Origin of the sequence: Sphingomonas sp., assembly GCF_031380695.1 — a bacterium.
GTDB lineage: Bacteria > Pseudomonadota > Alphaproteobacteria > Sphingomonadales > Sphingomonadaceae > Sphingomicrobium.
Genome location: NZ_JANMWY010000046.1, coordinates 1 through 20,295, shown reverse-complemented (window position 1 = coordinate 20,295; position 20,295 = coordinate 1). Strand labels below are relative to the sequence as shown.

Annotated in this window: 22 protein-coding genes and 1 riboswitch; of the genes, 7 read left to right on the top strand and 15 right to left on the bottom strand. The window is 65.2% G+C overall.

Translation table 11 applies throughout. The features are described 5' to 3' along the window. Nucleotides 1–864 (top strand): acyl-CoA dehydrogenase family protein (locus RMN84_RS01900; protein WP_309610514.1); only part of this gene is annotated, 864 nt, incomplete at its 5' end. On the opposite strand, the gene RMN84_RS01895 is transcribed toward RMN84_RS01900, so the two are convergent. Together RMN84_RS01895 and rpmE are read right to left on the bottom strand one after the other, a co-directional pair. Then, nucleotides 861–1,397 (bottom strand): GNAT family N-acetyltransferase, encoded by a 537-nt coding sequence (locus tag RMN84_RS01895; RefSeq protein WP_309610513.1) that lies wholly within the window; start codon nucleotides 1,395–1,397, stop codon nucleotides 861–863. The two genes, RMN84_RS01900 and RMN84_RS01895, sit on opposite strands and share 4 nt — an antisense overlap. A 47-nt stretch (nucleotides 1,398–1,444) precedes the next feature. Next, a complete protein-coding gene (gene rpmE / locus RMN84_RS01890; protein WP_309610512.1) occupies nucleotides 1,445–1,675 on the bottom strand; it encodes a 50S ribosomal protein L31 in 231 nt (76 codons plus the stop codon). 102 nt (nucleotides 1,676–1,777) lie between these two features. After that, a riboswitch (cobalamin riboswitch) is annotated at nucleotides 1,778–1,932 on the top strand. Nucleotides 1,933–2,016: 84 nt separating this feature from the next. On the opposite strand from rpmE, the gene RMN84_RS01885 reads away from it, so the two are divergent. From RMN84_RS01885 to RMN84_RS01870, 4 genes are read left to right on the top strand one after another with little or no spacing between them, the layout of a single operon-like run. Next, nucleotides 2,017–3,876 (top strand): TonB-dependent receptor domain-containing protein, encoded by a 1,860-nt coding sequence (locus RMN84_RS01885; protein WP_309610511.1) that lies wholly within the window; start codon nucleotides 2,017–2,019, stop codon nucleotides 3,874–3,876. Beyond that, nucleotides 3,845–4,600, top strand: coding sequence for a hypothetical protein (locus tag RMN84_RS01880; RefSeq protein ID WP_309610510.1), 756 nt, complete (start codon nucleotides 3,845–3,847; stop codon nucleotides 4,598–4,600). The genes RMN84_RS01885 and RMN84_RS01880 overlap by 32 nt, the downstream gene beginning before the upstream one ends. After that, entirely contained in the window at nucleotides 4,597–5,541 is a 945-nt protein-coding gene (locus RMN84_RS01875; RefSeq protein WP_309610509.1) for an iron ABC transporter permease, read from the top strand. The genes RMN84_RS01880 and RMN84_RS01875 overlap by 4 nt, the downstream gene beginning before the upstream one ends. Continuing rightward, the gene (locus RMN84_RS01870; protein ID WP_309610508.1) at nucleotides 5,538–6,263 is read left to right on the top strand and encodes an ABC transporter ATP-binding protein; all 726 of its coding nucleotides are present in this window, start codon (nucleotides 5,538–5,540) and stop codon (nucleotides 6,261–6,263) included. The genes RMN84_RS01875 and RMN84_RS01870 overlap by 4 nt, the downstream gene beginning before the upstream one ends. Here the strand turns inward: RMN84_RS01870 and fabZ are convergent. The 11 genes from fabZ to rpsB all read right to left on the bottom strand — a co-directional run bounded on the left by fabZ (nucleotide 6,229) and on the right by rpsB (nucleotide 16,878). Beyond that, on the bottom strand, nucleotides 6,229–6,651 hold the full coding sequence (fabZ, locus tag RMN84_RS01865; RefSeq protein WP_309610517.1) for a 3-hydroxyacyl-ACP dehydratase FabZ: 423 nt from the start codon (nucleotides 6,649–6,651) through the stop codon (nucleotides 6,229–6,231). The two genes, RMN84_RS01870 and fabZ, sit on opposite strands and share 35 nt — an antisense overlap. A 58-nt stretch (nucleotides 6,652–6,709) precedes the next feature. Further along, nucleotides 6,710–7,273 carry an OmpH family outer membrane protein gene (locus RMN84_RS01860; RefSeq protein WP_309610507.1) on the bottom strand — a complete coding sequence of 188 codons (564 nt, stop codon included), beginning with the start codon at nucleotides 7,271–7,273 and terminating at the stop codon, nucleotides 6,710–6,712. After that, complete coding sequence (gene bamA / locus RMN84_RS01855) at nucleotides 7,273–9,894, bottom strand: outer membrane protein assembly factor BamA (protein ID WP_309610516.1); 2,622 nt, start codon at nucleotides 9,892–9,894, stop codon at nucleotides 7,273–7,275. The genes RMN84_RS01860 and bamA overlap by 1 nt, the downstream gene beginning before the upstream one ends. A 123-nt stretch (nucleotides 9,895–10,017) precedes the next feature. Next, nucleotides 10,018–11,145 carry a M50 family metallopeptidase gene (locus RMN84_RS01850; RefSeq protein WP_309610506.1) on the bottom strand — a complete coding sequence of 376 codons (1,128 nt, stop codon included), beginning with the start codon at nucleotides 11,143–11,145 and terminating at the stop codon, nucleotides 10,018–10,020. Beyond that, nucleotides 11,145–12,308 (bottom strand): 1-deoxy-D-xylulose-5-phosphate reductoisomerase, encoded by a 1,164-nt coding sequence (locus tag RMN84_RS01845; RefSeq protein ID WP_309610505.1) that lies wholly within the window; start codon nucleotides 12,306–12,308, stop codon nucleotides 11,145–11,147. The genes RMN84_RS01850 and RMN84_RS01845 overlap by 1 nt, the downstream gene beginning before the upstream one ends. Next, nucleotides 12,299–12,931 (bottom strand): phosphatidate cytidylyltransferase, encoded by a 633-nt coding sequence (locus RMN84_RS01840; RefSeq protein ID WP_309610504.1) that lies wholly within the window; start codon nucleotides 12,929–12,931, stop codon nucleotides 12,299–12,301. Before RMN84_RS01840 ends, RMN84_RS01845 begins: the two co-directional genes overlap by 10 nt. 17 nt (nucleotides 12,932–12,948) lie before the next feature. Further along, nucleotides 12,949–13,617 carry a polyprenyl diphosphate synthase gene (gene uppS, locus RMN84_RS01835; RefSeq protein WP_405051418.1) on the bottom strand — a complete coding sequence of 223 codons (669 nt, stop codon included), beginning with the start codon at nucleotides 13,615–13,617 and terminating at the stop codon, nucleotides 12,949–12,951. A gap of 89 nt (nucleotides 13,618–13,706) precedes the next feature. Continuing rightward, nucleotides 13,707–14,264 (bottom strand): ribosome recycling factor, encoded by a 558-nt coding sequence (frr, locus tag RMN84_RS01830; protein WP_309610503.1) that lies wholly within the window; start codon nucleotides 14,262–14,264, stop codon nucleotides 13,707–13,709. Nucleotides 14,265–14,267: 3 nt separating this feature from the next. Then, nucleotides 14,268–14,990, bottom strand: a complete 723-nt coding sequence (gene pyrH / locus RMN84_RS01825; RefSeq protein WP_309610502.1) for a UMP kinase — start codon at nucleotides 14,988–14,990, stop codon at nucleotides 14,268–14,270. A gap of 99 nt (nucleotides 14,991–15,089) precedes the next feature. Next, nucleotides 15,090–16,034 (bottom strand): translation elongation factor Ts, encoded by a 945-nt coding sequence (gene tsf, locus RMN84_RS01820; RefSeq protein WP_309610501.1) that lies wholly within the window; start codon nucleotides 16,032–16,034, stop codon nucleotides 15,090–15,092. Nucleotides 16,035–16,125: 91 nt separating this feature from the next. After that, nucleotides 16,126–16,878 (bottom strand): 30S ribosomal protein S2, encoded by a 753-nt coding sequence (rpsB, locus tag RMN84_RS01815; protein WP_309610500.1) that lies wholly within the window; start codon nucleotides 16,876–16,878, stop codon nucleotides 16,126–16,128. 299 nt (nucleotides 16,879–17,177) lie between these two features. On the opposite strand from rpsB, the gene RMN84_RS01810 reads away from it, so the two are divergent. Beyond that, nucleotides 17,178–17,411, top strand: coding sequence for a hypothetical protein (locus RMN84_RS01810; RefSeq protein ID WP_309610499.1), 234 nt, complete (start codon nucleotides 17,178–17,180; stop codon nucleotides 17,409–17,411). Here the strand turns inward: RMN84_RS01810 and RMN84_RS01805 are convergent. Together RMN84_RS01805 and RMN84_RS01800 are read right to left on the bottom strand one after the other, a co-directional pair. Continuing rightward, on the bottom strand, nucleotides 17,371–18,138 hold the full coding sequence (locus tag RMN84_RS01805; protein WP_309610498.1) for a phosphatidylcholine/phosphatidylserine synthase: 768 nt from the start codon (nucleotides 18,136–18,138) through the stop codon (nucleotides 17,371–17,373). The two genes, RMN84_RS01810 and RMN84_RS01805, sit on opposite strands and share 41 nt — an antisense overlap. Further along, nucleotides 18,135–18,860 (bottom strand): phosphatidylserine decarboxylase, encoded by a 726-nt coding sequence (locus RMN84_RS01800; RefSeq protein WP_309610497.1) that lies wholly within the window; start codon nucleotides 18,858–18,860, stop codon nucleotides 18,135–18,137. The genes RMN84_RS01805 and RMN84_RS01800 overlap by 4 nt, the downstream gene beginning before the upstream one ends. Nucleotides 18,861–18,976: 116 nt before the next feature. Here RMN84_RS01800 and RMN84_RS01795 point away from each other — a divergent pair, with 116 nt between their 5' ends. Then, complete coding sequence (locus tag RMN84_RS01795) at nucleotides 18,977–20,191, top strand: NADP-dependent isocitrate dehydrogenase (protein ID WP_309610496.1); 1,215 nt, start codon at nucleotides 18,977–18,979, stop codon at nucleotides 20,189–20,191. Nucleotides 20,192–20,295 lie beyond the last annotated feature (104 nt).

Below are 20,295 nucleotides of genomic sequence, written 5' to 3'. Positions count from 1 at the left end.
GTGATGTACCCGATCTTTGCCTATGGTTCGGAAGAACAGCGCCACAAGTATCTGCCGGGATTGGCGAAAGGCGATCTGGTCGGCTGCTTCGGATTGACCGAGCCCGATGCCGGATCGGACCCGGGCGGGATGCGCACGCGGGCGGTCAAGACCGCCGATGGCTTTCGCATTTCCGGCGCCAAGATGTGGATCACCAATTCGCCGATCGCCGACGTCTTCGTCGTGTGGGCGAAAAGCGAGGCGCATGGCGATGCGATCCGCGGCTTCGTGCTGGAAAAGGGTATGAAGGGGCTGTCCGCGCCCAAGATCCAGCAGAAGCTGTCCCTGCGCGCGTCGATCACCGGCGAAATCGTGATGGACGAGGTCGAGGTCGGCGAGGACGCGCTATTGCCCAACGTGGCGGGGCTGAAGGGTCCGTTCGGCTGCCTCAACCGCGCCCGCTATGGCATTGGCTGGGGGACGATGGGCGCGGCCGAGGCCTGCTATACCGCCGCGCGACAATATACGCTCGACCGCAAGCAGTTCGGGCGGCCGCTGGCGGCGACGCAGTTGGTGCAGCTGAAACTCGCCAACATGGTTACCGAGATCACACTTGGGCTGCAGGCGGCGTTGCGCGTTGGGCGGCGGCTCGACGAGGGTACGCTGGTCCCTGAGACGATCAGCATGATCAAACGCAACAATTGCGGCAAGGCGCTCGACATCGCCCGCATCGCCCGCGACATGCATGGCGGCAACGGTATCAGCGCCGAATATCAGGTGATGCGCCATGCAGCGAACCTGGAGACGGTTAACACCTATGAGGGCACGCACGACGTGCACGCGCTAATCATGGGCCGTGCAATTACTGGGCTTGCCGCTTTCTAGGGGCGATTCCGCCGGAACAGCGCGATTTGTTCTTCGCGGTAGATAGCGTCGGGCTGGCGGACAAACCCGAGGCGTTCGGCCAGTCGCATGGATTTCGCATTCTGGACCGAGATGATGGCCGGGATCTGTGCAGGCGCCCACATCGCGTCGATCCACGCCAGCGCGGCGCGGCACGCCTCGCCGGCGATGCCCTGGCCATGGACCGAAGTGTCGAACACCCAGCCCATTTCTGGCGCGCCCGAAATGTCAGGGGTCATGCCGCGCTCGAAATCGGCGAACCCGACCTGCCCGACCAGTCGCGCGTCGGCCTTCGCTTCGACCGCCCAATAGCCGTAGCCCAGCAGCGGCCACTGGCCGACCGCCATCGTCAGGCGCCGCCAGCTGTCCTCGCGGTTGAACGCATGCCCGCCGAGATGGCGGACGACGTCACGATCGGCCAGCGTCGCCGCATGGGCGTCGAGATCGTCACGGCGAAAAGCGCGCAGAATGACCCGCTCGGTCTCAACCGTGGGAGCCGAGTCGAAGGCGGACATCACGCTGGATTGAGCTTCTCGGAGTGTCCCCGGTACGCCCGCCCGCGTCACTTCTTCCCGAGAGAAAGTCCGCCGAACCGCTTGTTAAAGCGCGCAACCTGACCGCCCGTGTCGAGCATGCGCGAATTGCCACCGGTCCACGCCGGGTGCGCGCTGGGGTCGATGTCGAGCGTCATCGTGTCGCCTTCCTTGCCCCACGTCGAACGCGTCTGATACGTCGATCCGTCGGTCATCTGGACGGTGATCATGTGATAGTCGGGGTGCGTGCCGCTCTTCATCGTCGGTAATCCTTGCGAGGTGGCTGGTTTCCGACCAGCCGGTTCAAGCCGCGCGCCCTAGCCGAGGGTAGTTCTCTTGACAAGGCGGGCGATGGTCCGCACTGGCCGCGACAGGACTTGGGTTCCGACGGTGAAAGCCGTCGGCGAAGAGGAAGCCGGCGAATATCCGGCACTGTGCCCGCAACTGTAAGCGGCCTTCAGCTGATCCACCGGCTGGGCTCGCAAGTCAGATACTGGCCCCGGTCCGTCGTCCGTTCCCCCGGCCGGGTCCAGCCGTGGGCGGAGGGCCGGGCAATCGCGCCTTTCCCTTTCGTGACGACTGTCATGGATGGAAGAATGACGTGTTCGACAGCCCCACTGCCCTATCTGCGCCTGCTCCGACGAACGACACGATCGTCGTCACCGCCTCGCGCCTACCCGAAACGCCCGAGACGACGGGCGCCAGCGTCTCGCTGATCGACCGGGCCGAGATCGCCCGCCTCGGCGCTCCGTTCGTCAGTGACTATCTGCGGTTGCTACCGGCCGTCGCGGTATCGATGAGCGGCCCCGCCGGATCGCAGACCGACGTCCGCATCCGCGGTGCCGAGGCCAATCACACCTTGCTGTTCATCGACGGCATCCGCGCCAACGACCCGGCGGCGGGCAATGCGCCGCGATTCGAATTGCTCAACGCCGATGTCGCCTCGCGCATCGAGCTCGTGCGTGGACCGCAGTCGGCGCTGTGGGGGTCGGAGGCGATCGGCGGCGTGATCGCGGTCGAGGGAGAAGCGGCGACGGCGAGTGGAGCGACCCTGCTGGCCGAAGCGGGATCCTTCCGAACTTACCGTGGTGCGGCATCGGCCAATTACGTTGGCAAGGACGTCACTGCCGCCTTCGCCATCGCCGGACAGAAGTCGCGCGGAACCGATGCGTTCGACGGCAGCGGCGACCGGGACGGCTATGACAACAACAGCCTGCGCGGGCGGGTGGTGTGGCGGGCCGCGCCGAAGATCGAGCTCGGCGTTTCCGGCTTCGGGACCTCGGCGCTGAGCGAATATGACGGCTATTCGCCGGTTACCTTTCTTCACGCCGACACGCTCGACAACACGCGCAACCGGCTCGCGGCGGTGCGGGGATGGGCGAGCGCGGGGTCGGCGAGCGACACATTCTCGGGGATGGTGTCGGCCGGCTGGCTCGGCTCATCAAACATCAACCGGCTCGACCAGATCGAAATCAACCGCACTCGCGCCAACCGACGGACCCTGACCGCAGAGGTGCGCAGCCACTTTGCGATCGGCGCGCTCGACCAGCATATCGTCGCCGCGATCGAGCAGGAAGATGAGCGCTTTCACGCCCGCGACGTTGCCTACGGCGGCTACTCCAACCAGGACCAGTCGCGGCGGCACCGGTCGGTTACGGTCGAATGGAAGGGCGACTATCGTGTGTTGTCGGCGGACGTCGCGGTGCGGCGAGACGGCTTCAACCGCTTCCGCGACGCGACCACTGTGCGGGCTTCACTGCTCGCACGGCTTGGTGGCGGGTTCGAAGCGGTGGCCTCCTATGGCGAGGGTATCGCCCAGCCGACCTTCTTCGATCTCTACGGCTTCTTCCCGGGCAGTTTCGTTGGAAATCCAAACCTTGTTCCCGAAAGTTCACGCGGCGGCGAGGTATCCCTGCGCTGGCGCAATGCGCAGTGGAGTGCCTCGGTCACCGCGTACCGCCAGCGCCTGCGCAACGAGATTGTTGGGACGTTCGACAACGTCACGTTTCTGTCGGGCACCGCCAACGCCAGCGGCACGAGCCGCCGCAAGGGCGTCGAGGCCGAAGCGGCGTGGTCGCCCTTGCCCGCGCTCCGCGTCCGCGCACAGGGCGCGTGGCTCGACGCCACGCAGCCGGTCGTGGCAATCGGGCAGGTTAAGGAAGTGCGGCGGCCCAAATGGTCCGGCGCGCTCAGCGTCGACGGCGAGAGCGGGCAGTTCAGCTATGGGGCATCGATTGCGTATACGGGGCGGCACTCGGACAATGATTTCGACCGTTTCATAGTCGTCGACCTTCCCGGCTATGCCCTCGCCAATGCGAGGATCGGGTATCGGGTAAGCCCACAGATCGAACTGTTCGGGCGCGTGGCCAACGCATTCGACCGCGAATATCGCGACGTCGTCGGCTATCGCCCATCAGGAAGGAGCATCGATGGCGGCATTCGCCTCGCTCTTGGCGGCTAGCGCGGCGGTGCGGGTAGCGTCGCTCAACATGTGCAGCGACGAATATCTACTGCTGCTCGCGCGGCCGGGCGAGGTCGCGAGTGTTACCCGACTCGCAAAGGATCCGCATGAAAGCGTGCTCGCCCCGCTAGCGTCGCGCGTCCCCGCCAATCGCGGGCGGATCGAGGATGTCGTGGCGGTGAATCCGACGGTTGTGCTGACCATGGGTGGCGGCGGCGGGCGGTCGAGCAGGGCGATTGCCCGGGCGATGGGCATGCGGGTGGTCGATCTGACCCAGCCCTCGACACTCGACGATGTTGCGAAGAATCTTCGCCAAGTGGCTGCACTGCTTGGCGATCCGGGCCGGGCGTCGCCGTGGATTGAGCGCGTGGCCCGCCTGCGGGCCGCACCGTCGGCGGCGCGCGATACGATCTGGCTTGGCGGCGGTGGACTCTCCCTGATGCCGGGTTCGCTCAGCGCTCAGTGGCTTGCACTCGCCGGGCTGAAGCAGCGCCGACTTGCTGGCGGCCGCGCGACGCTTGAAGCGCTTGCCATCCGTCCACCGGCGGTGCTCGTCACCAGCAGTTACCGCGCCGGGCAAATGTCGCAGGGGCAACGCTGGCTCGCCCACCCCCTCCTCGCCCGACTCGCCTCCCGGCGTATCGCCACCGATGGACGGCGCTGGACCTGCGCCGGGCCGCTGCTGATCGACGAGATCGAGCGGCTGCGGCGTGGCGCGCGATGAAGAATGCGCCGTTCCTGCTGGTGCTGCTCGCCGCCCTGCTGGCGCTGCACCTGCTGCTACCGGCATCGCTCCTCTCGCTCGACTCGGCGCTGCGCACCCTGCTGCTGGTCGAGCTTCGCCTGCCGCGCACGTTGCTTGTCGCCGGCTATGGCGCGGTGCTCGGGCTTACCGGAGCGGCGTTGCAGGCCCTGTTCGGCAATCCGCTCGCTTCGCCCGATGTCACCGGCAGCAGCAGTGGCGCGGCGCTCGGTGCGGTTCTCGGTGGCTATTGGCTTGGCCTGACCGAGCCGCTCGCGCTTGCCGCATGCGGGGTCGCCGGGTCGATAACGGCGCTGGCCGCGCTCCTGCTTATGGCCGGACGAAAATCGGACACGGCAATGCTCCTGCTTGCCGGAATCGGCATTTCGCTGGCCTGTGGCGCGGCGACCAGCCTCGCGCTCGCCCTGGCACCCTCGCCGTTCGCTTTCTACGATGCGTTCGACTGGCTGATGGGTAATTTCACCGATCGCAGCCTAGGCCAGGCAGGCGCGGCGCTGATCCCGGCGACGATCGCCGCAATTCTCCTCACGCGCCGAGCCCGTGCGCTCGACTTGCTCGCGCTGGGCGAGGATGTCGCTGCGTCGCTTGGCTTTCGGCCGCAGCGGCTCGGGATTGAGGTAGTCGCGCTCAGCGCCGTCGCCGTCGGTGCCTGCGTCGCTGTGTGTGGCGCGGTCGGCTTCATAGGGTTGATTGCGCCGTTTCTCGCGCGTCGGCTGACACGCGGCCATCCGGGACGAGCAATGATCCCCGCCGCATTGATCGGCGCGCTGCTGCTGCTGATCGCCGACCTCGTCACGCGCGGGCTCGACCGGACGATCCCGATCGGGGTGATCACCGCGCTGGCAGGGACGCCCTTGTTCCTGTGGTTGATCGTCCACCAGCGACGCGGGCTGACGCCATGACGGCGCTGTTGGAGGCGAAGTCCGTCGCGCTCGGCCAGCGATTGGCGGCGCTCGACTTCGCCAGCGAGGGCGGCGAGATGATCGCGCTGGTCGGTCCCAACGGCGGCGGCAAGACCAGCCTGCTGCGCGCGCTGGCCGGGGTCGAGGGCGCGGACGGATCGGCCCGAATCGACGGCGAGTCACTCGATGGGCTCGCCGAGGTGCGCCGCCGACGCCTGCTCGCCTTCCTCCCCGCAAGCCGCGAGATCGCCTGGCCGATCGCGGTGCGCGACGTGATTGCGCTGGGCTTGGCGGCTCGCGAACATGGCCGGATCGAGGCCCTGCTTGGAGCGTTCGAGCTCCACGCGACGGCCGACCGGCTGATCGGTTCGCTGTCGACCGGCGAGCGGGCGCGGGTGTTACTTGCCCGGGCGCTGGCCGCCGAGCCTCGCCTGTTGCTGCTCGACGAGCCGCTGTCCAACCTCGATCCCTATTGGGTGCTGAGGACGATGGAGTTGCTTACCGCGGCGGCGCGCGGCGGAGCGACGGTGATGGTCGCGCTCCATGACATCGCACTCGTCGATCGGTTCGACCGGCTGCTGCTGCTGGCGGGCGGTATGATTGTCGGCGATGGCCCGCCGTCTGCGCTGAAGGCCAAACTCGGCGCACTGTTCGGAGTTGAAGAGGCGCCAAGCGGGGGTTGGCAGATCAGTCCGTCGGCGGGTCCGCGATCATCGCGGTGAAGCTCGCTTCGGCCGCCAGCTTATCGCCGATCTTCGCCCGACCGCTGAACTTGCACACGCTCGACCGCTTCTGGACGAATTCAACCTCGAGCGTCAGCAGGCACCCCGGTTCGACCGGGGTGCGGAACTTGGCGTTATCGATCGTCATGAAATAGACCAGCTTCCCCGATCCGGCGAGGCCGAGGCTTTCAACCGCGAGGATGCCGGCGGCCTGCGCCAACGCCTCGACGATCAGCACTCCCGGCATGATCGGCCGCCCGGGAAAATGACCGGCAAAGAAGGGCTCGTTGATCGACACCGCCTTGGTCGCGACGATGCGCACATCGGGCTCGATCGACTCGACCCGGTCGACGAGCAGCATGGGGTAGCGATGCGGCAGCGCCGCCATCACCTTGCGCACGTCGAGCGGGCCGAGCGCCGGCCGGGGGGTCGCCTGATCGTTCAGCTTAGCGACCCGTCGGTGCGGCGGCCGGGGCGGTAACGCTGACCGAAGGAAGCGCCACATTCAGCGCCGCCAGGACGTCGGCGGTCACATCGAGCGCTGCGCCATGAGCGAGCGTCGCACCGACGTCGACCGCCAGATTGGCACCCTTGGCGCCCATCACGGAGCCGTAAATGCCATCGAGCTTGGCGTCGATCTGGCGAACAACATTGGCCTGGCTCGCCTGCAGCGTCTGCTGCATCCGACCGAGTTCCTGGTTGGCGTTATTCTGCTGCGTCTGGAATGCCGTGACGCGCGCCTTTAGCGCCGGTCCCGGAGGAGCCCCTTTAAGCGCATCGACGGCGGTCTGGAGCGACTGGGCCTCGGTCTTCAGCGGGGTGGATAGCGCGGTCTGGCGCGCCTGGAGCGCGGTCGCCTGCGCCTGCAGCTGGGCCTGGGCCGACTTGCAGGCATTGCACTCGGCATAAACACGCTCGCGGTCCACCACGACGACGTTGGCCGGAGCGGCTTGAACAGCGACGGGCAGGAAGACAGCCGAAAGCGCGGTCAGGAGAAGAAGATTTTTCATCAGAATTGGGTTCCTACGTTGAACGAGAAGAGTTTGGTATCGTCGCCGCGCTGATGAAGCAGCGCCTTGGCGAGATCGATGCGCAGCGGCCCGAACGGCGAGGTCCAGTTAACCCCGATGCCGATCGACAGGCGAGGCTTGGGCGAACTGCCGAGGAAGACTTCGCTATAACCTGGCGAGAAGGTGTAGTTCGCCGTGTCCGCAATACAGGCCGTGCTGTTTCCCCCGAGGATAGTCGGGACGACTGGCTTGCCGGCTGTCGTGCCAGCCGCAGTCAAGGTGCAGACGCCGACGATATTGGTCAGGACCGGACGCTTGAGCGACCACACGCTGCCGACATCGATGAACGTCGATGGCCGCAGGCCGAGGCTCTTGGCCCCGGCGCCGAGCGGGATCTCGAGCTCGAGCCGGCCCCTGTAATAGGCGCGGCCGCCCAGCGCGTCGCTCACTTGCGTCGCCGACTTGAGATCGAGCGGCTGCAGGGTGCCGGTCAGGTCGTAATTCTGGCGGACGATGCGCGGGCCTATACCACGGATATCGAACCCGCGGAGGTCGGCACCGAAGAAGCGGTCGGTCAGACGAACCTTGTCCGCGCCCGATGCAGGGGCACTTCCGAGCGGCTGGATGTAGCCGGCTTCGGCATGGGCCGAGAAGATGAACCCGCGCGGCAGGCCCAAGTACTTAGTCGCATTGGCTTGGCTGCGGATATAGCGAACGTCGCCGCCGAGACCCGCGAAATCCTGGCTGAAGATTACCCGCTGGCCGCGCGTCGGGCGAATGCCGTCGGTATCGTCGAAGCCGAGCGAATAGCCGATCGACGAGGTAAGCCGTCTGCCGAGTTCATCGCATAGATAGCGGCCGGCTAGGAGCGGATTGCAGACGCCGTTGGTGTAGAATGTCGCCCGGTCGAGCGACACCTTATCCTGGACCAGCGAATAGCGCGCCCCGAGCGTCGCGAACTCGGTGATCGGGAACCCCAGACGAAGCGCGCCGCCGGTCGACAGCTGCGAGTAGGTCGTGTTGCGCGTGCTGCCGATGGTGTTGAAGCTGTTGTAATCGCGACGGAACAGGTCGCCGCCAAGCAGGATCTGCTTGTCGAGGAAATAGGGCTCGGTGAAGCCGACCTGGACCGACTTGGAATAGCGCGAATAGTTGACACCGAGCGAAAGCGTCTGCGCCATGCCTCGGAAATTATTCTGCTCGATAGAGGCCGAGATGATGAACTTCTCGAGGCTCGAATAACCCGCCGACAGCTGCAGCTGACCGGTCGACTTCTCTTCGAGATCGAGGCCGAGGTTGACCCGGTCGGGGGTCGACCCCTGGGTCTGCTTGACCTCCAGCTTTTCCTGGAAAAAGCCGAGGCTCTGGATGCGGTCCTGGCTGCGCTTGATCCTGACCGCGTTGAAGGCGTCGCCCTCATTGATGCGGAACTCGCGGCGGATGACCTTGTCGCGCGTCGATGTGTTGCCCTGGATGTTGATGTGCTCGACATAGACGCGAGGCGTATCAACGGCCTGGAAAGTGATGTTCATCAGCTTCTTGTCCGAATCACGATCGTAATTCGGGCTGATGTCGGAGAAAGCGTAGCCCAGGTTGCCGGCGGTCTGGTTGAGCCCGGTGACGGTATCCTCGACCGCCTTGGCGTTGAACCATGCTCCTTCCTTGAGCTTGATCTGCGATTGCAGCTTGGCGGCGTTGAGGTCGCGGATCTCGCTCTCGGCGGTAATCTTGCCAAACTTGTAGCGCGGACCTTCTTCTACCACGTAGGTGATGACGAAGTCCTTGCGGTCCGGCGTCAGCTCAGCGAGCGCGCTGACGACGCGGAAATCGGCATAGCCCTGCGTCAGATAGAAGGCGCGCAGCTTCTGCTGATCGGCGGCCAGCCGGTCGGGATCATAGCTGTCGTTCGACTTCAGGAAGCCGAGCGGACCGCCCGATTGCTTGGTGTACATCTGCTTGCGTAGCGCGCCGACCTTGAAATGATCGGCGCCGATGATGTTGATCGCGCGGATCTTTGACTTGTCGCCCTCGTGGATCTCGAACACCAGGTCGACGCGGTTCTGGTCGAGCTGGACGATCTTGGGCTCGACGCTGGCGGCGAAGCGGCCTTGGCGCTTGTAGAGCTCAATGATCCTATCAACATCGGCGCGGACCTTGGAGCGGGTAAAGATCTGCCGCGGGGCGAGCTTGATCTCGGGCGTGATCTTGTCCGATTTCAGGCGCTTATTGCCCTCCAGCACGATCCGGTTGATGACCGGATTCTCGCGCACCGTGATGACCAGCGCGCCGGTGTCGGCGCCCGAGATGACGACATCGGCGAACAACTCGGTCGCGTAGAGGTCCTTTAGCGCCGAATCGAGCGTCTCGGTCGTGTAGCTCTGCCCCGGGTTGAGGTTAGAGTAGGAGCGGATCGTCTCCGGCTCGAGCCGTTCGGCACCCTTGACCGAGATCGAGCGGATCGTGCCCGTACTGGGCGCGGCGGTGACGTTGACCGGGGCAGAAGCTGCAGGCGCTTCCGGAGCAGTGGCGGGGGCAGCGGTGGCCGCGGCCGCGGCTTCCTGCGCCATCAGCGGGGCGGCGCTGGCGCCCAGAATCGTGCCGACGAGGAGCATCGCGCCCATCCGCCGAAAATTGCTGTTGCTCGCTGCCTTCACGCGTTTTTCCGCCCTTATCTTGTATGTCGCAAGGTGCCATCTGGGCGCCCGGTGCGGCCCTGCCCTAAGCACCGGTTCCAATCAAGCACGTCAGCCGATCAACTGGCCCAATCTCGCCCACACGCCGAACGATCCCAGGTCGTTGAACGTCGTGAACATCAGTAGCGCGAAGATTAATGCAAGCCCGCCGCGAAACGCCCATTCCTGTGCCCGCTCGCTGACCGGCCGCCTTCGTACCGCCTCGACGGCATAGAAGACCAGATGGCCGCCATCGAGCATCGGCACTGGCAAGAGGTTGATGAATCCCAGATTAATTGAGAACAGGGCGACCAACTGGAAAAACTCGAACGGGCCGAGCGCGGCCTGCTGTCCGGCGATCTGTGCCATCTTCAGCGTGCCGCCCAATTCCTTGACCGATCGCTGGCCGGTGATCACCTGCCCCAGCCCATCGACCATCCAGCGAGTAATGGTAAATGTGTATTGCGCCGCCAGCGGCAGCACCTGGATCAGCGGCGGCCGCTCGAACACTCGGCTCGCCGGCGTAATTCCGAGCAGGCCCTTGCGCGCCGCCTGGCCGTAATTGTCCTTGATTTCTTCCGACCCCAGCCGGGTCTCGACTGCGCGCAGCGTTCCGCCCCGCACGATGATGATCACGACCTGCTGGTCGGGGCGGAGCGAGACGGTCCGATAGATATCCTCGAACGTTCCGATCGACCGGCCGGCGATGGTCGTGATGCGGTCGCCGGCCTGAATCCCGATTGCGGCGGCGACCGATCCGGGCACGACCTTGCCGACCACCGGCGGGCTCTTGGGCATACCCAACGTCATGAAGAAGCCAGCGAAGATCAAGATGGCGATGAGGAAATTGGCAGCCGGACCGGCCAGCACGATCAGAAACCGCTGCCACACCGGCTTCAGATGAAAACTCTTTGCCTGCCGTTCCTCGCTCAGCGGCTCGGCCCCAGGACGACTGGTCGCGTCGGCATCGCCGGTGAAGCGGACATAGCCGCCGAGTGGGAGCAGGCCGAGCTTCCACCGGGTGCCCCGCTTGTCGGTCCAGCCGGCGATCTCCGGCCCGAAACCGATCGAGAAGCTATCGGCGCCGACCCTGAACAGGCGCCCGACCGCGTAATGACCAAGCTCGTGAAGGAAGACGAGCGGCCCCAACGCGCACAGGAAGGCGATGAGGATGAACCAGATGGGGGGCTGATTGAGCATCAGGCGGCGAGCGATATCATGAGTTGACGCACCGTGTCGCGCGCTTCGCGGTCGATGTCGAGCACGTCGGCGACGGAGCGGGGCGGTGGCGCGCCGACTGCCCCCAGCGCGCGCTCGACCAGCGCGGCAATGTCGCCAAAACCTATCCGGCGCGCAAGGAAGGCAGCGACGGCGATCTCGTTGGCGGCGTTGAGCACGGTTGGTGCCGCCCCACCCTCTTCCAGCGCGCTGCGGGCCAGGCGCAGCGCCGGAAAGCGCTCGGAATCGGGCTGCTCGAAGGTGAGTGTCGCGATGCTGGCGAGGTCGAGCCGTGCCGCCGGGGTCGCCATCCGCTCGGGCCAGGCAAGCGCGTGGGCGATGGGGATGCGCATGTCGGGGCTGCCGAGCTGGGCAAGGACCGACCCGTCGACATATTCGACCATCGAGTGAATGACCGATTGTGGATGGATGAGGATGTCGATCCGCTCGGGAGGTAGCGCGAACAGATGATGCGCCTCGATCAGCTCGAGCCCCTTGTTCATCATCGTCGCTGAATCGACCGAAATTTTGGCACCCATCGACCAGTTGGGGTGTGCCACCGCTTGCTCGGGAGTCATGGCGCGCATCTCGGCGAGGCTTTTCTGGCGGAACGGACCGCCGCTCGCCGTCAGGACCAACTTTGCGACGTCTTGCGAACGATTTCCCACAAGACACTGAAAAATGGCATTATGCTCGCTGTCGACTGGTAGGATCGTCGCGCCGCAGCGGGTCGCCGCGTCTGTCATGATCGCGCCGGCGGTGACCAGCGACTCCTTGTTTGCAAGCGCGACCGTCCTGCCCGCCGCGAGCGCCGCCATGACCGGCTCGAGGCCCGCGCAGCCGACGATTGCGGCCATGACGAGGTCAGCCGAAGTGGCCGCTTCGCTGAGCGCAGCACGCCCCGTTGCGGCCCGGCAATTGCTGCCCGCCAGCCGCTCCCGCAGGCGAGGAAGCAGCGTTTCATCGTCGATGACCGCCAGTTTTGCCCCGGTCCTGATCGCCGCATCGGCCAGCGCATCGACCTGCGTCGCCGCCGTCAGCGCGGTTACGTCGAAGCGCTCGGGATGAAGCGCGACGAGATCGAGCGTCGAGGTGCCTACCGACCCGGTTGCACCGAGGATGGCGAGGGTCCGGCTCACAGCCATCCCGCCGCCACCACCAGCGCGGTCAGGCTGGCCACCACCACCAGCCCGTCGAGCCGGTCCATTATCCCGCCATGGCCGGGCAGGATTGTCCCGCTATCCTTGACTCCGGCGCGGCGTTTCAGCCCGCTTTCGAGCAGGTCACCGCCCTGCGCCCCGACTGCGAACAGCGGTGCCAGCCACAGCAGCGCTGGCGACAGGCCGGTGAAATTGGCCCAAAGACCGCCAAGCACTCCCGCCGCGATCATCCCGCCGATCAGCCCAGCCCAAGTCTTGTTGGGACTGATCACCGGCGCCAGTTTCGGCCCGCCGATCGCCCGTCCGGCGAAATAGGCACCGATGTCGGTCGACCAGGTGACGATGAACACCCATAACAGCAGCATCAAATCGTGCGGCGCCCGCTCGCGGATCCACAGCAGGGCCAGCGCCGGGACCAGTGCATAGGCGAAGCCGGACAGCTGCCACCCCAAGCCCCAGCCGCGCACCATCCGCGTCCATTCGACGAAGATCATCGCCGCCGCCGCCGCGACCAGCACGGCGAAGAAATAGCCGCCGAGCACCGCCGCGCCGAGCGCAACCGCGATCATGACTAGCCCGCTGACGATCCGCGTTGCCAGATTGCTCACGCCAAATTGCCCAAGGTTCAGCGGCCTCCGAAGCGGCGCTGGCGCGCGGTATATTGTCCGAGCGCGTCGCCCAGCGCGGTCGCATCGAAATCGGGCCATAGCGTGTCGAGAAAGATCAGCTCGGCATAGGCCGCCTGCCACAGCAGGAAATTCGAAAGTCGCACTTCGCCCGACGTGCGGATCAGCAGGTCGAGGTCGGGCCAGCGGCTCGTCTGCAGTTCGCGCTCGATCGTCAATTCGTCGATCGCGTCAACCGTCATTTCGCCATCGGCGACCTTCTCGGCCAGCCGCCTTGCGGCACCCGCAATCTCGGCGCGAGAGCCATAATTGAGCGCGATGACCAGTATGATCTTGCGGTTATGCCGCGTGCGCTCGGTCGCCCGCTGCATCCGCGCGGCAAGATCGCTGCCGAATGCCGCCGGCTCGCCGATGAATTCCAGCCGCACCCCGTCGCGCTCCAGCGTCGCAATCTCGCGGTCGAGGTAGAAGCGCATCAGCGCGGTCAGGTCGGACACTTCCTCGTCCGACCGCCGCCAATTCTCGCTCGAAAACGCGTAGAGGGTGAGCACTTCGACCCCGGCCTCGGCGGCTGCGCGCACGGTTGTCCGCACCGCCTCTGCCCCGGCGCGGTGTCCGGCAACGCGCGGCAGCCCCCGCTTCGCTGCCCAGCGCCCGTTCCCGTCCATGATAATCGCAACATGGCGCGGCACACGCCCATCACCCGTCGCCGGCGCGCCCACGGCGTCGCTAGGGACGGACGGGGCGGGTAAACGCGTCACTTGCCGAGGATTTCCTGTTCCTTGGCATGCGCGGCGGCGTCGATGTCCTTGATCGTCTCGTCGGTCATCTTCTGCACCTCGGTCTCGTGCCGCTTGCGCTCATCCTCGCTAATTTCATGTTTCTTCTCGTCGGTCTTGAGCGCGTCCATCCCGTCGCGGCGGACATTGCGCGCCGCGATCCGCGCCTTTTCCGCATATTGACCGGCCAGCTTGGCGAGTTCCTTGCGCCGCTCCTCGGTCAGGTCGGGGATCGGTAGGCGGATCGTCGTCCCGTCGACGATCGGGTTGATGCCCAGCCCGGCGTTGCGGATCGCCTTCTCGACCGGCGTGACGTTGGACCGGTCCCACACCTGGACCGAGATCATGCGCGGCTCCGGGACTGAGACGGTAGCACACTGATTGAGCGGCATATTCGCGCCATAGACTTCGACCTGGATCGGATCGAGCAGCGCGGTCGACGCGCGGCCGGTGCGCAGCCCGACCAGGTCGGACTTCAGTGCCTCCGTCGCGCCGGCCATGCGGCGCTGGATGTCATTCTTGTCATAGGCAGGCATGGTCTACTCCTCGGTCGAGACGATCGTCGCGGTCCCCTGCCCCGCCAGCACCTGGGCAAGGTTGCCGGGCTGGCGGATGTTGAACACGACGATCGGGATCTTGTTATCGCGGCACAGGGCGATGGCGGCGCCGTCCATCACCTTCAAATCGTCGGCAAGGACGCGGTGGAAGTCCAGGTGATCATAGCGTTTTGCGGTTGGGACCTTCTTCGGGTCGGCATCATAGACGCCGTCAACACTGGTGCCCTTGAAAAGTGCGTCGCAGCCCATTTCGGCGGCGCGCAGCGCGGCGGCGGTGTCGGTCGTGAAATAGGGATTGCCGGTGCCCGCGGCGAAGATCACGATCCGCCCTTTCTCCATATGGCGCATCGCGCGGCGGCGGACATAGGGCTCGCACACGCTCGACATCGGGATGGCCGACTGGACTCGCGTGTCGATGCCGAGCTTCTCCAGCGCATTCTGCACCGCCAGCGCGTTCATGACCGTCGCCAGCATACCCATATAGTCGGCGCTGGCCCGGTCCATGCCCTTGGCGGAGGCGGCCATGCCGCGGAAGATGTTGCCACCTCCGACGACCAGGCACAGTTCATGCCCAGCCGCCTTGGCCGCGGCGACCTCGCCCGCCAGGCCGGCGACCGTGTCCGGATCGATGCCGAACTGGCCATCGCCCATCAGCGCTTCGCCCGACAGCTTCAGGAGGATGCGGTGGAAGCGCGGGCGGGTCATTGTGTGGCGGTATCCTCTTCGGCCTCTCGCGGATAGCAAAACGGGGCCGGGAGCGCTCTTACGCACCCCCTGCCCCGCTGCCAACTGGTTAGCGGAAACTTACGAAACCGGGTCGGGCTTCTTGATCCCTGCGGTCGCAGCGACTTCGGCGGCGAAGTCGCTGGTGGCCTTTTCGATGCCTTCGCCGAGCTGGAACCGCTCATAGGCCTTCAGGACGATCGGCGAACCGGCGTCCTTGGCGGCGGCGGCGACGACGTCGGCGATCGGGGTCTTGCCGTCGATCACGAACAGCTGGCTGAGCAGCGCGCTTTCCTTGCGGAACTTGGCCATCGTGCCTTGGACCATCTTCTCGATGATGTTGGCCGGCTTGCCGCTCTCGGTCGCCTTTTCCATGGCGATCGCCTTCTCGCGCGCCATCAGGTCGGCATCGAGGCCGGAGTCATCGAGTGCCAGCGGGTTGGCGGCGGCAATATGCATCGCGATTTGCTTGCCAAGCGCCGTAAGCACGTCCGCGGGGGCGGCGCTCTCGAGCGCGACCAGCACGCCGATCTTGCCCATGTTGGGCGCGGCGGCGTTGTGGACATAGCTGACGATCGCGCCTTGCGGCACTTCGAGCACCCTGGTGCGGCGCAGCGACTGATTTTCACCGATCGTGGCGATATTTTCGGTCAGCTTGTCCGCGACCGTTCCGCCGCTCGGGTAGGCGGCCGCCTTGAGCGCCTCGACGTCGCCAGCGGTGGTCAGCGCAAGTTGCGCGACGTCGCGGACGAATGACTGGAACTGCTCGTTCTTGGCAACGAAATCGGTCTCGGAATTGATCTCGACGACCGCGCCCTTCGTGCCGGCGACGGCGACGCCGACCAGGACCTCGGCGGCGGTGCGGCCAGCCTTCTTGGCGGCGGCGGCGAGGCCCTTGGTGCGCAGCCAGTCGACCGACGCCTCCATCTCGCCACCATTTTCGGTCAGCGCCTTCTTGCAATCCATCATGCCGGCGCCAGTGCGCTCGCGCAGTTCCTTCACCGAGGCAGCGGTGATGTCAGCCATGTCTCATTCCTCAATTGTGCGTTCCCCGGCCAAAGCCGGGGTCCAGCGAACAGAAAGCCTGAACGCCGACCGTGGCCGGCGAACAGTCTGCTTAGGCCAGCGCTTCCTCGACCGGCGGTTCAGCCATTTCGCCGATGTCGACGCCCTTGGCCGCCTGATTGCCGCTCTTGCCCGAACGCGCCGCAGTGGCGATCGCTTCGGCGTAAAGTCGGATCGCGCGGCTGGCGTCGTCGTTGCCCGGAACCGGGAAGGCGATGCCCTGCGGATTCGAATTGGAATCGAGGATTGCGACGACCGGGATGCCGAGGACGTTGGCTTCCTTGATCGCCAGCTCTTCCTTGTTCGAATCGATCACGAACATGACATCAGGCAGACCGCCCATGTCACGGATGCCGCCTAGGCTCTTCTCGAGCTTGTCGCGTTCGCGCGTCAGCTGCAGGACTTCCTTCTTGGTCAGGCCGGCGGTGTCACCCGACAGCTGTTCCTCGAGCGTCTTGAGGCGCTTGATCGAGTTGGAGATGGTCTTCCAGTTGGTCAGCATGCCGCCGAGCCAGCGATGATTGACGAAATGCTGGCCGCATGACGCCGCCGCTTCCGCCATCGCGTCCTGCGCCTGGCGCTTGGTGCCGACGAACAACACCTTGCCGCCGCGCGCAACTGCCGCTTGGACGAAGTCGAGGGCGCGCGCGAACAGCGGGACGCTCTGCGACAGGTCGATGATGTGGACGCCGTTGCGCTCACCGAAAATGTACGGCTTCATGCGCGGGTTCCAGCGGTGGGTCTGGTGGCCGAAATGGGCCCCGGCTTCGAGCAATTGCTGTAGGGTGACGACGGTGGTCGCCATAATCAGTTCCTTTCCGGTTATGCCTCGGCGGGACCTAGAACCGATCTTATGATCGGCACCGGTGATGACGGTTCCGCCTGTGGAATGCCGGCGCCGTTAGCCGAAGGCCCGGGCGAGTTCAACCCCTGACCCCTTGGCTGCACTGCGTCGAGGGAGGAAGCTCACGCGAGTTGGCGCGCCACGCGCGCTTGACACAAGAGAACAAATCAGGAACACTGGCGGCTTGGCACTGTTTATCAGACCAAAACGGAACAAAATGATTCGTCCACAGTTTGACCCGCAACATACGGAGAACGCCCGTGACCGTCGCCCTTGCCACCCTCACCTTCCTGGTAGCCGCTTGGGCTGCGGTTACGGTCCTGCTCGTCGCGCTCGACGATAGTGGCGTGAAAATCCTCGCAGCGTTGAAGGGCCAGTCATCGCTGGCGCGCGAGCCATTACCGGTGCGACAGGTAACGGTGCGGTTCAGTGCGCGGCCGGCGCGGAAGGCACTTACTGTGCCGGCGCAAGTCGAATGGCGCGCCGCCGCCTGACCCGGGCAAAGCTCGCCATGCTGAACGGCACGGTCACCAGATAGGTCAGTGACACCAACGACAGCGTGATCCACGGCTCGTTGACTAGCGCCGCGCCAAGTAGGGCGATCCCTGCCAGCGCCGCTACGCGCCAGCTCTTGCGGATGCGGATCGACGTCCAGCTGTAGGTCGGGATGCTCGAGATCATCAGCACGGCGACGAACAGCGTCCACGGCATCACTTGTCGCCAGTCGCGGAACAGGTCGTTGGCGGTGATCAGCCACAGATAAATTGGCATGAAGGCGAGCCCGGCTCCGGCCGGAGCGGGAACGCCGGTGTTGAATCCGGCGGCCTTGTGCGGCTGCACTTCCGCATCGATCCGCGAATTATAGCGAGCGAGCCGAAGCGCACAGCACACCGCCAGCGCCAGCGCGACCGTCCAGCCGAATCGTGGCGCATTGGTCAGCGACCATTGGAACAGGATCAGCGCGGGGGCGGTGCCGAACCCGATATTGTCGCACAGGCTGTCGAGCTCGGCGCCAAACTTGCTGTTCGCCTTGAGCATCCGCGCGATGCGGCCGTCCATCCCGTCCAGCACGCCCGCGACGACGATGGCGATCATCGCCTTTTCCCATTCCTGGGTGAACCCGAAGCGGATCGCCGTCAGCCCGGCGCACAGGGCAAGGACAGTCACGGCATTGGGGATGAACGCCCTCAGCGGCAGCCCCCGCCCCTCGCGCTCGTTCACTGGCTGCTGCCGATCAGCAATCGCGTCTGGCCGATCGTCGCCAGCACCGTCTCGCCGGCGATCGTCCGCTGGCCGAGCACTACCTGCGGGCTTGTCCCTTCGGGTAGATAGACGTCGACCCGGCTGCCGAACCGGATCAGGCCGATGCGCTCGCCCGCCGCGACCGTGTCGCCTTCCTTGACGAACGCCATGATCCGCCGCGCGACCAGCCCGGCGATCTGGGTGAAACCGATCGACACGCCATCGTCGCGCGTCACCAGGAAATGCTGCCGCTCATTATCCTCGCTCGCCTTGTCGAGGTCGGCGTTGAGGAACTTGCCCGGAACATAGGCGACCCTGGCGATGCGCCCGGCGATCGGCGCGCGGTTGATGTGGACGTCGAACACCGACATGAACATCGACACGCGAGTGAAGGTCCCGCTCATCTGACCGGCCAGTTCGGGCGGGGCAGCGACGCGGACGACCATCGTGATCAGGCCGTCGGCCGGCGCAACGATCAGCGACGGGTCCTGCGGCGTGGTGCGGATCGGATCGCGAAAGAAGGCGGCGACCCAGATGGTCAGGCCGACCATCAGCCAGCCGAGGAACGGGCTAATCGCATTATAGGCGATCAATGTCGCCACTGCGGCGATCAGGGCGAATTTGCGGCCCTCCGGGTGGACGGAGGGAAAACGCCATTTGACTGCGGTCAGCTGGCTGTCGGGCTTGTCGATTTCGGGCATCGCCCTCCCCTACTCGTGGCGGTTCAAGGGGACAACTCCTCGGTGCGCATGACGTTGCGTAACGGCAAGACGCCGCTTAAGGCCCGGCCCAATCCAATCGATCCCAGGAAGCGACCATGGCCAAGATCAAGGTGAAAACCCCGCTAGTCGAGCTCGACGGCGACGAGATGACGCGGATCATCTGGCAGTGGATTCGCGAGAAGCTGATCCTTCCCTACCTTGACGTCGATCTGATCTATTTCGACCTCGGCATGGAGCATCGCGACGAGACCGACGACAAGGTCACGGTCGAAAGCGCAGAGGCGATTCAAAAATATGGCGTCGGCGTTAAGTGCGCGACGATCACCCCGGACGAAGCCCGCGTCGAGGAGTTCAAGCTCAAGAAGATGTGGAAGTCGCCCAACGGCACTATCCGCAATATCCTGGGCGGTGTCGTCTTCCGCGAGCCGATCGTGATCAGCAACATTCCACGCCTGATTCCTAGCTGGACCGACCCGATCGTCATCGGCCGCCATGCCTATGGCGACCAGTATAAGGCGACCGATTTCCTCATTCCCGGCAGAGGCAAGCTCGTGATGAAATGGACCGGCGAGGACGGTCAGGTGATCGAGCATGAGGTCTTCGACTATCCCAGCGCCGGCGTCGCGATGGGCATGTACAACCTCGACAATTCGATCCGCGACTTCGCCCGGGCGAGCTTGAACTATGGCCTCAACCTCGGCTGGCCGGTTTACCTCAGCACCAAGAACACCATCCTCAAGGCCTATGACGGGCGCTTCAAGGACATTTTCCAGGAAGTGTTCGACAGCGAATTCAAGGAGTCGTTCGCTAAGGCGGGGATCGAATATCAGCACCGTCTGATCGACGACATGGTCGCCTCCGCGCTTAAATGGAGCGGCAAGTTCGTGTGGGCGTGCAAGAATTACGACGGTGACGTCCAGTCCGATCAGGTCGCGCAGGGCTTCGGCTCATTGGGCCTGATGACCTCGGTGCTGATGACCCCCGACGGCAAGACGATCGAGGCCGAGGCGGCGCACGGCACCGTCACCCGCCATTACCGTTTGCACCAGGCGGGCAAGGCGACGTCGACCAACCCGATCGCCTCGATTTTCGCCTGGACCGGCGGCCTGAAGTACCGCGGCAAGTTCGACGAGACTCCCGAGGTGGTGATGTTCGCTGAGACGCTCGAGCGAGTATGCATCGAGACGGTCGAGCAAGGCAAGATGACCAAGGATCTCGCCATTCTGATCGGTCCCGACCAGCCGTGGATGACGACCGAGCAATTCTTCGAGGCGATCCGCGCGAACCTGGAAAAGGCGATGGCTGTCTAGGCTCGGGGTGACCTCACCGTCTCCCGCCCGACTCCGAGCCCGATCAGGCGACCAGGGATGCGGCGGAGGAGCGGCCAGCGGTCGAGCAGGCGGACGGCGAGCGG

Excerpts from the sequence above, each read along its gene's own strand:
- RMN84_RS01895 (WP_309610513.1), bottom strand. The coding sequence starts at position 1,397 with ATGTCCGCCTTCGACTCGGCTCCCACGGTTGAGACCGAGCGGGTCATT.
- rpmE (WP_309610512.1), bottom strand. The coding sequence starts at position 1,675 with ATGAAGAGCGGCACGCACCCCGACTATCACATGATCACCGTCCAGATG.
- RMN84_RS01880 (WP_309610510.1), top strand. The coding sequence starts at position 3,845 with ATGGCGGCATTCGCCTCGCTCTTGGCGGCTAGCGCGGCGGTGCGGGTA.
- RMN84_RS01875 (WP_309610509.1), top strand. The coding sequence starts at position 4,597 with ATGAAGAATGCGCCGTTCCTGCTGGTGCTGCTCGCCGCCCTGCTGGCG.
- RMN84_RS01870 (WP_309610508.1), top strand. The coding sequence starts at position 5,538 with ATGACGGCGCTGTTGGAGGCGAAGTCCGTCGCGCTCGGCCAGCGATTG.
- fabZ (WP_309610517.1), bottom strand. The coding sequence starts at position 6,651 with ATGGCGGCGCTGCCGCATCGCTACCCCATGCTGCTCGTCGACCGGGTC.
- RMN84_RS01860 (WP_309610507.1), bottom strand. The coding sequence starts at position 7,273 with ATGAAAAATCTTCTTCTCCTGACCGCGCTTTCGGCTGTCTTCCTGCCC.
- bamA (WP_309610516.1), bottom strand. The coding sequence starts at position 9,894 with ATGGGCGCGATGCTCCTCGTCGGCACGATTCTGGGCGCCAGCGCCGCC.
- RMN84_RS01850 (WP_309610506.1), bottom strand. The coding sequence starts at position 11,145 with ATGCTCAATCAGCCCCCCATCTGGTTCATCCTCATCGCCTTCCTGTGC.
- RMN84_RS01845 (WP_309610505.1), bottom strand. The coding sequence starts at position 12,308 with ATGGCTGTGAGCCGGACCCTCGCCATCCTCGGTGCAACCGGGTCGGTA.
- uppS (WP_405051418.1), bottom strand. The coding sequence starts at position 13,617 with ATGGACGGGAACGGGCGCTGGGCAGCGAAGCGGGGGCTGCCGCGCGTT.
- frr (WP_309610503.1), bottom strand. The coding sequence starts at position 14,264 with ATGCCTGCCTATGACAAGAATGACATCCAGCGCCGCATGGCCGGCGCG.
- pyrH (WP_309610502.1), bottom strand. The coding sequence starts at position 14,990 with ATGACCCGCCCGCGCTTCCACCGCATCCTCCTGAAGCTGTCGGGCGAA.
- tsf (WP_309610501.1), bottom strand. The coding sequence starts at position 16,034 with ATGGCTGACATCACCGCTGCCTCGGTGAAGGAACTGCGCGAGCGCACT.
- rpsB (WP_309610500.1), bottom strand. The coding sequence starts at position 16,878 with ATGGCGACCACCGTCGTCACCCTACAGCAATTGCTCGAAGCCGGGGCC.
- RMN84_RS01800 (WP_309610497.1), bottom strand. The coding sequence starts at position 18,860 with ATGCCCGAAATCGACAAGCCCGACAGCCAGCTGACCGCAGTCAAATGG.
- RMN84_RS01795 (WP_309610496.1), top strand. The coding sequence starts at position 18,977 with ATGGCCAAGATCAAGGTGAAAACCCCGCTAGTCGAGCTCGACGGCGAC.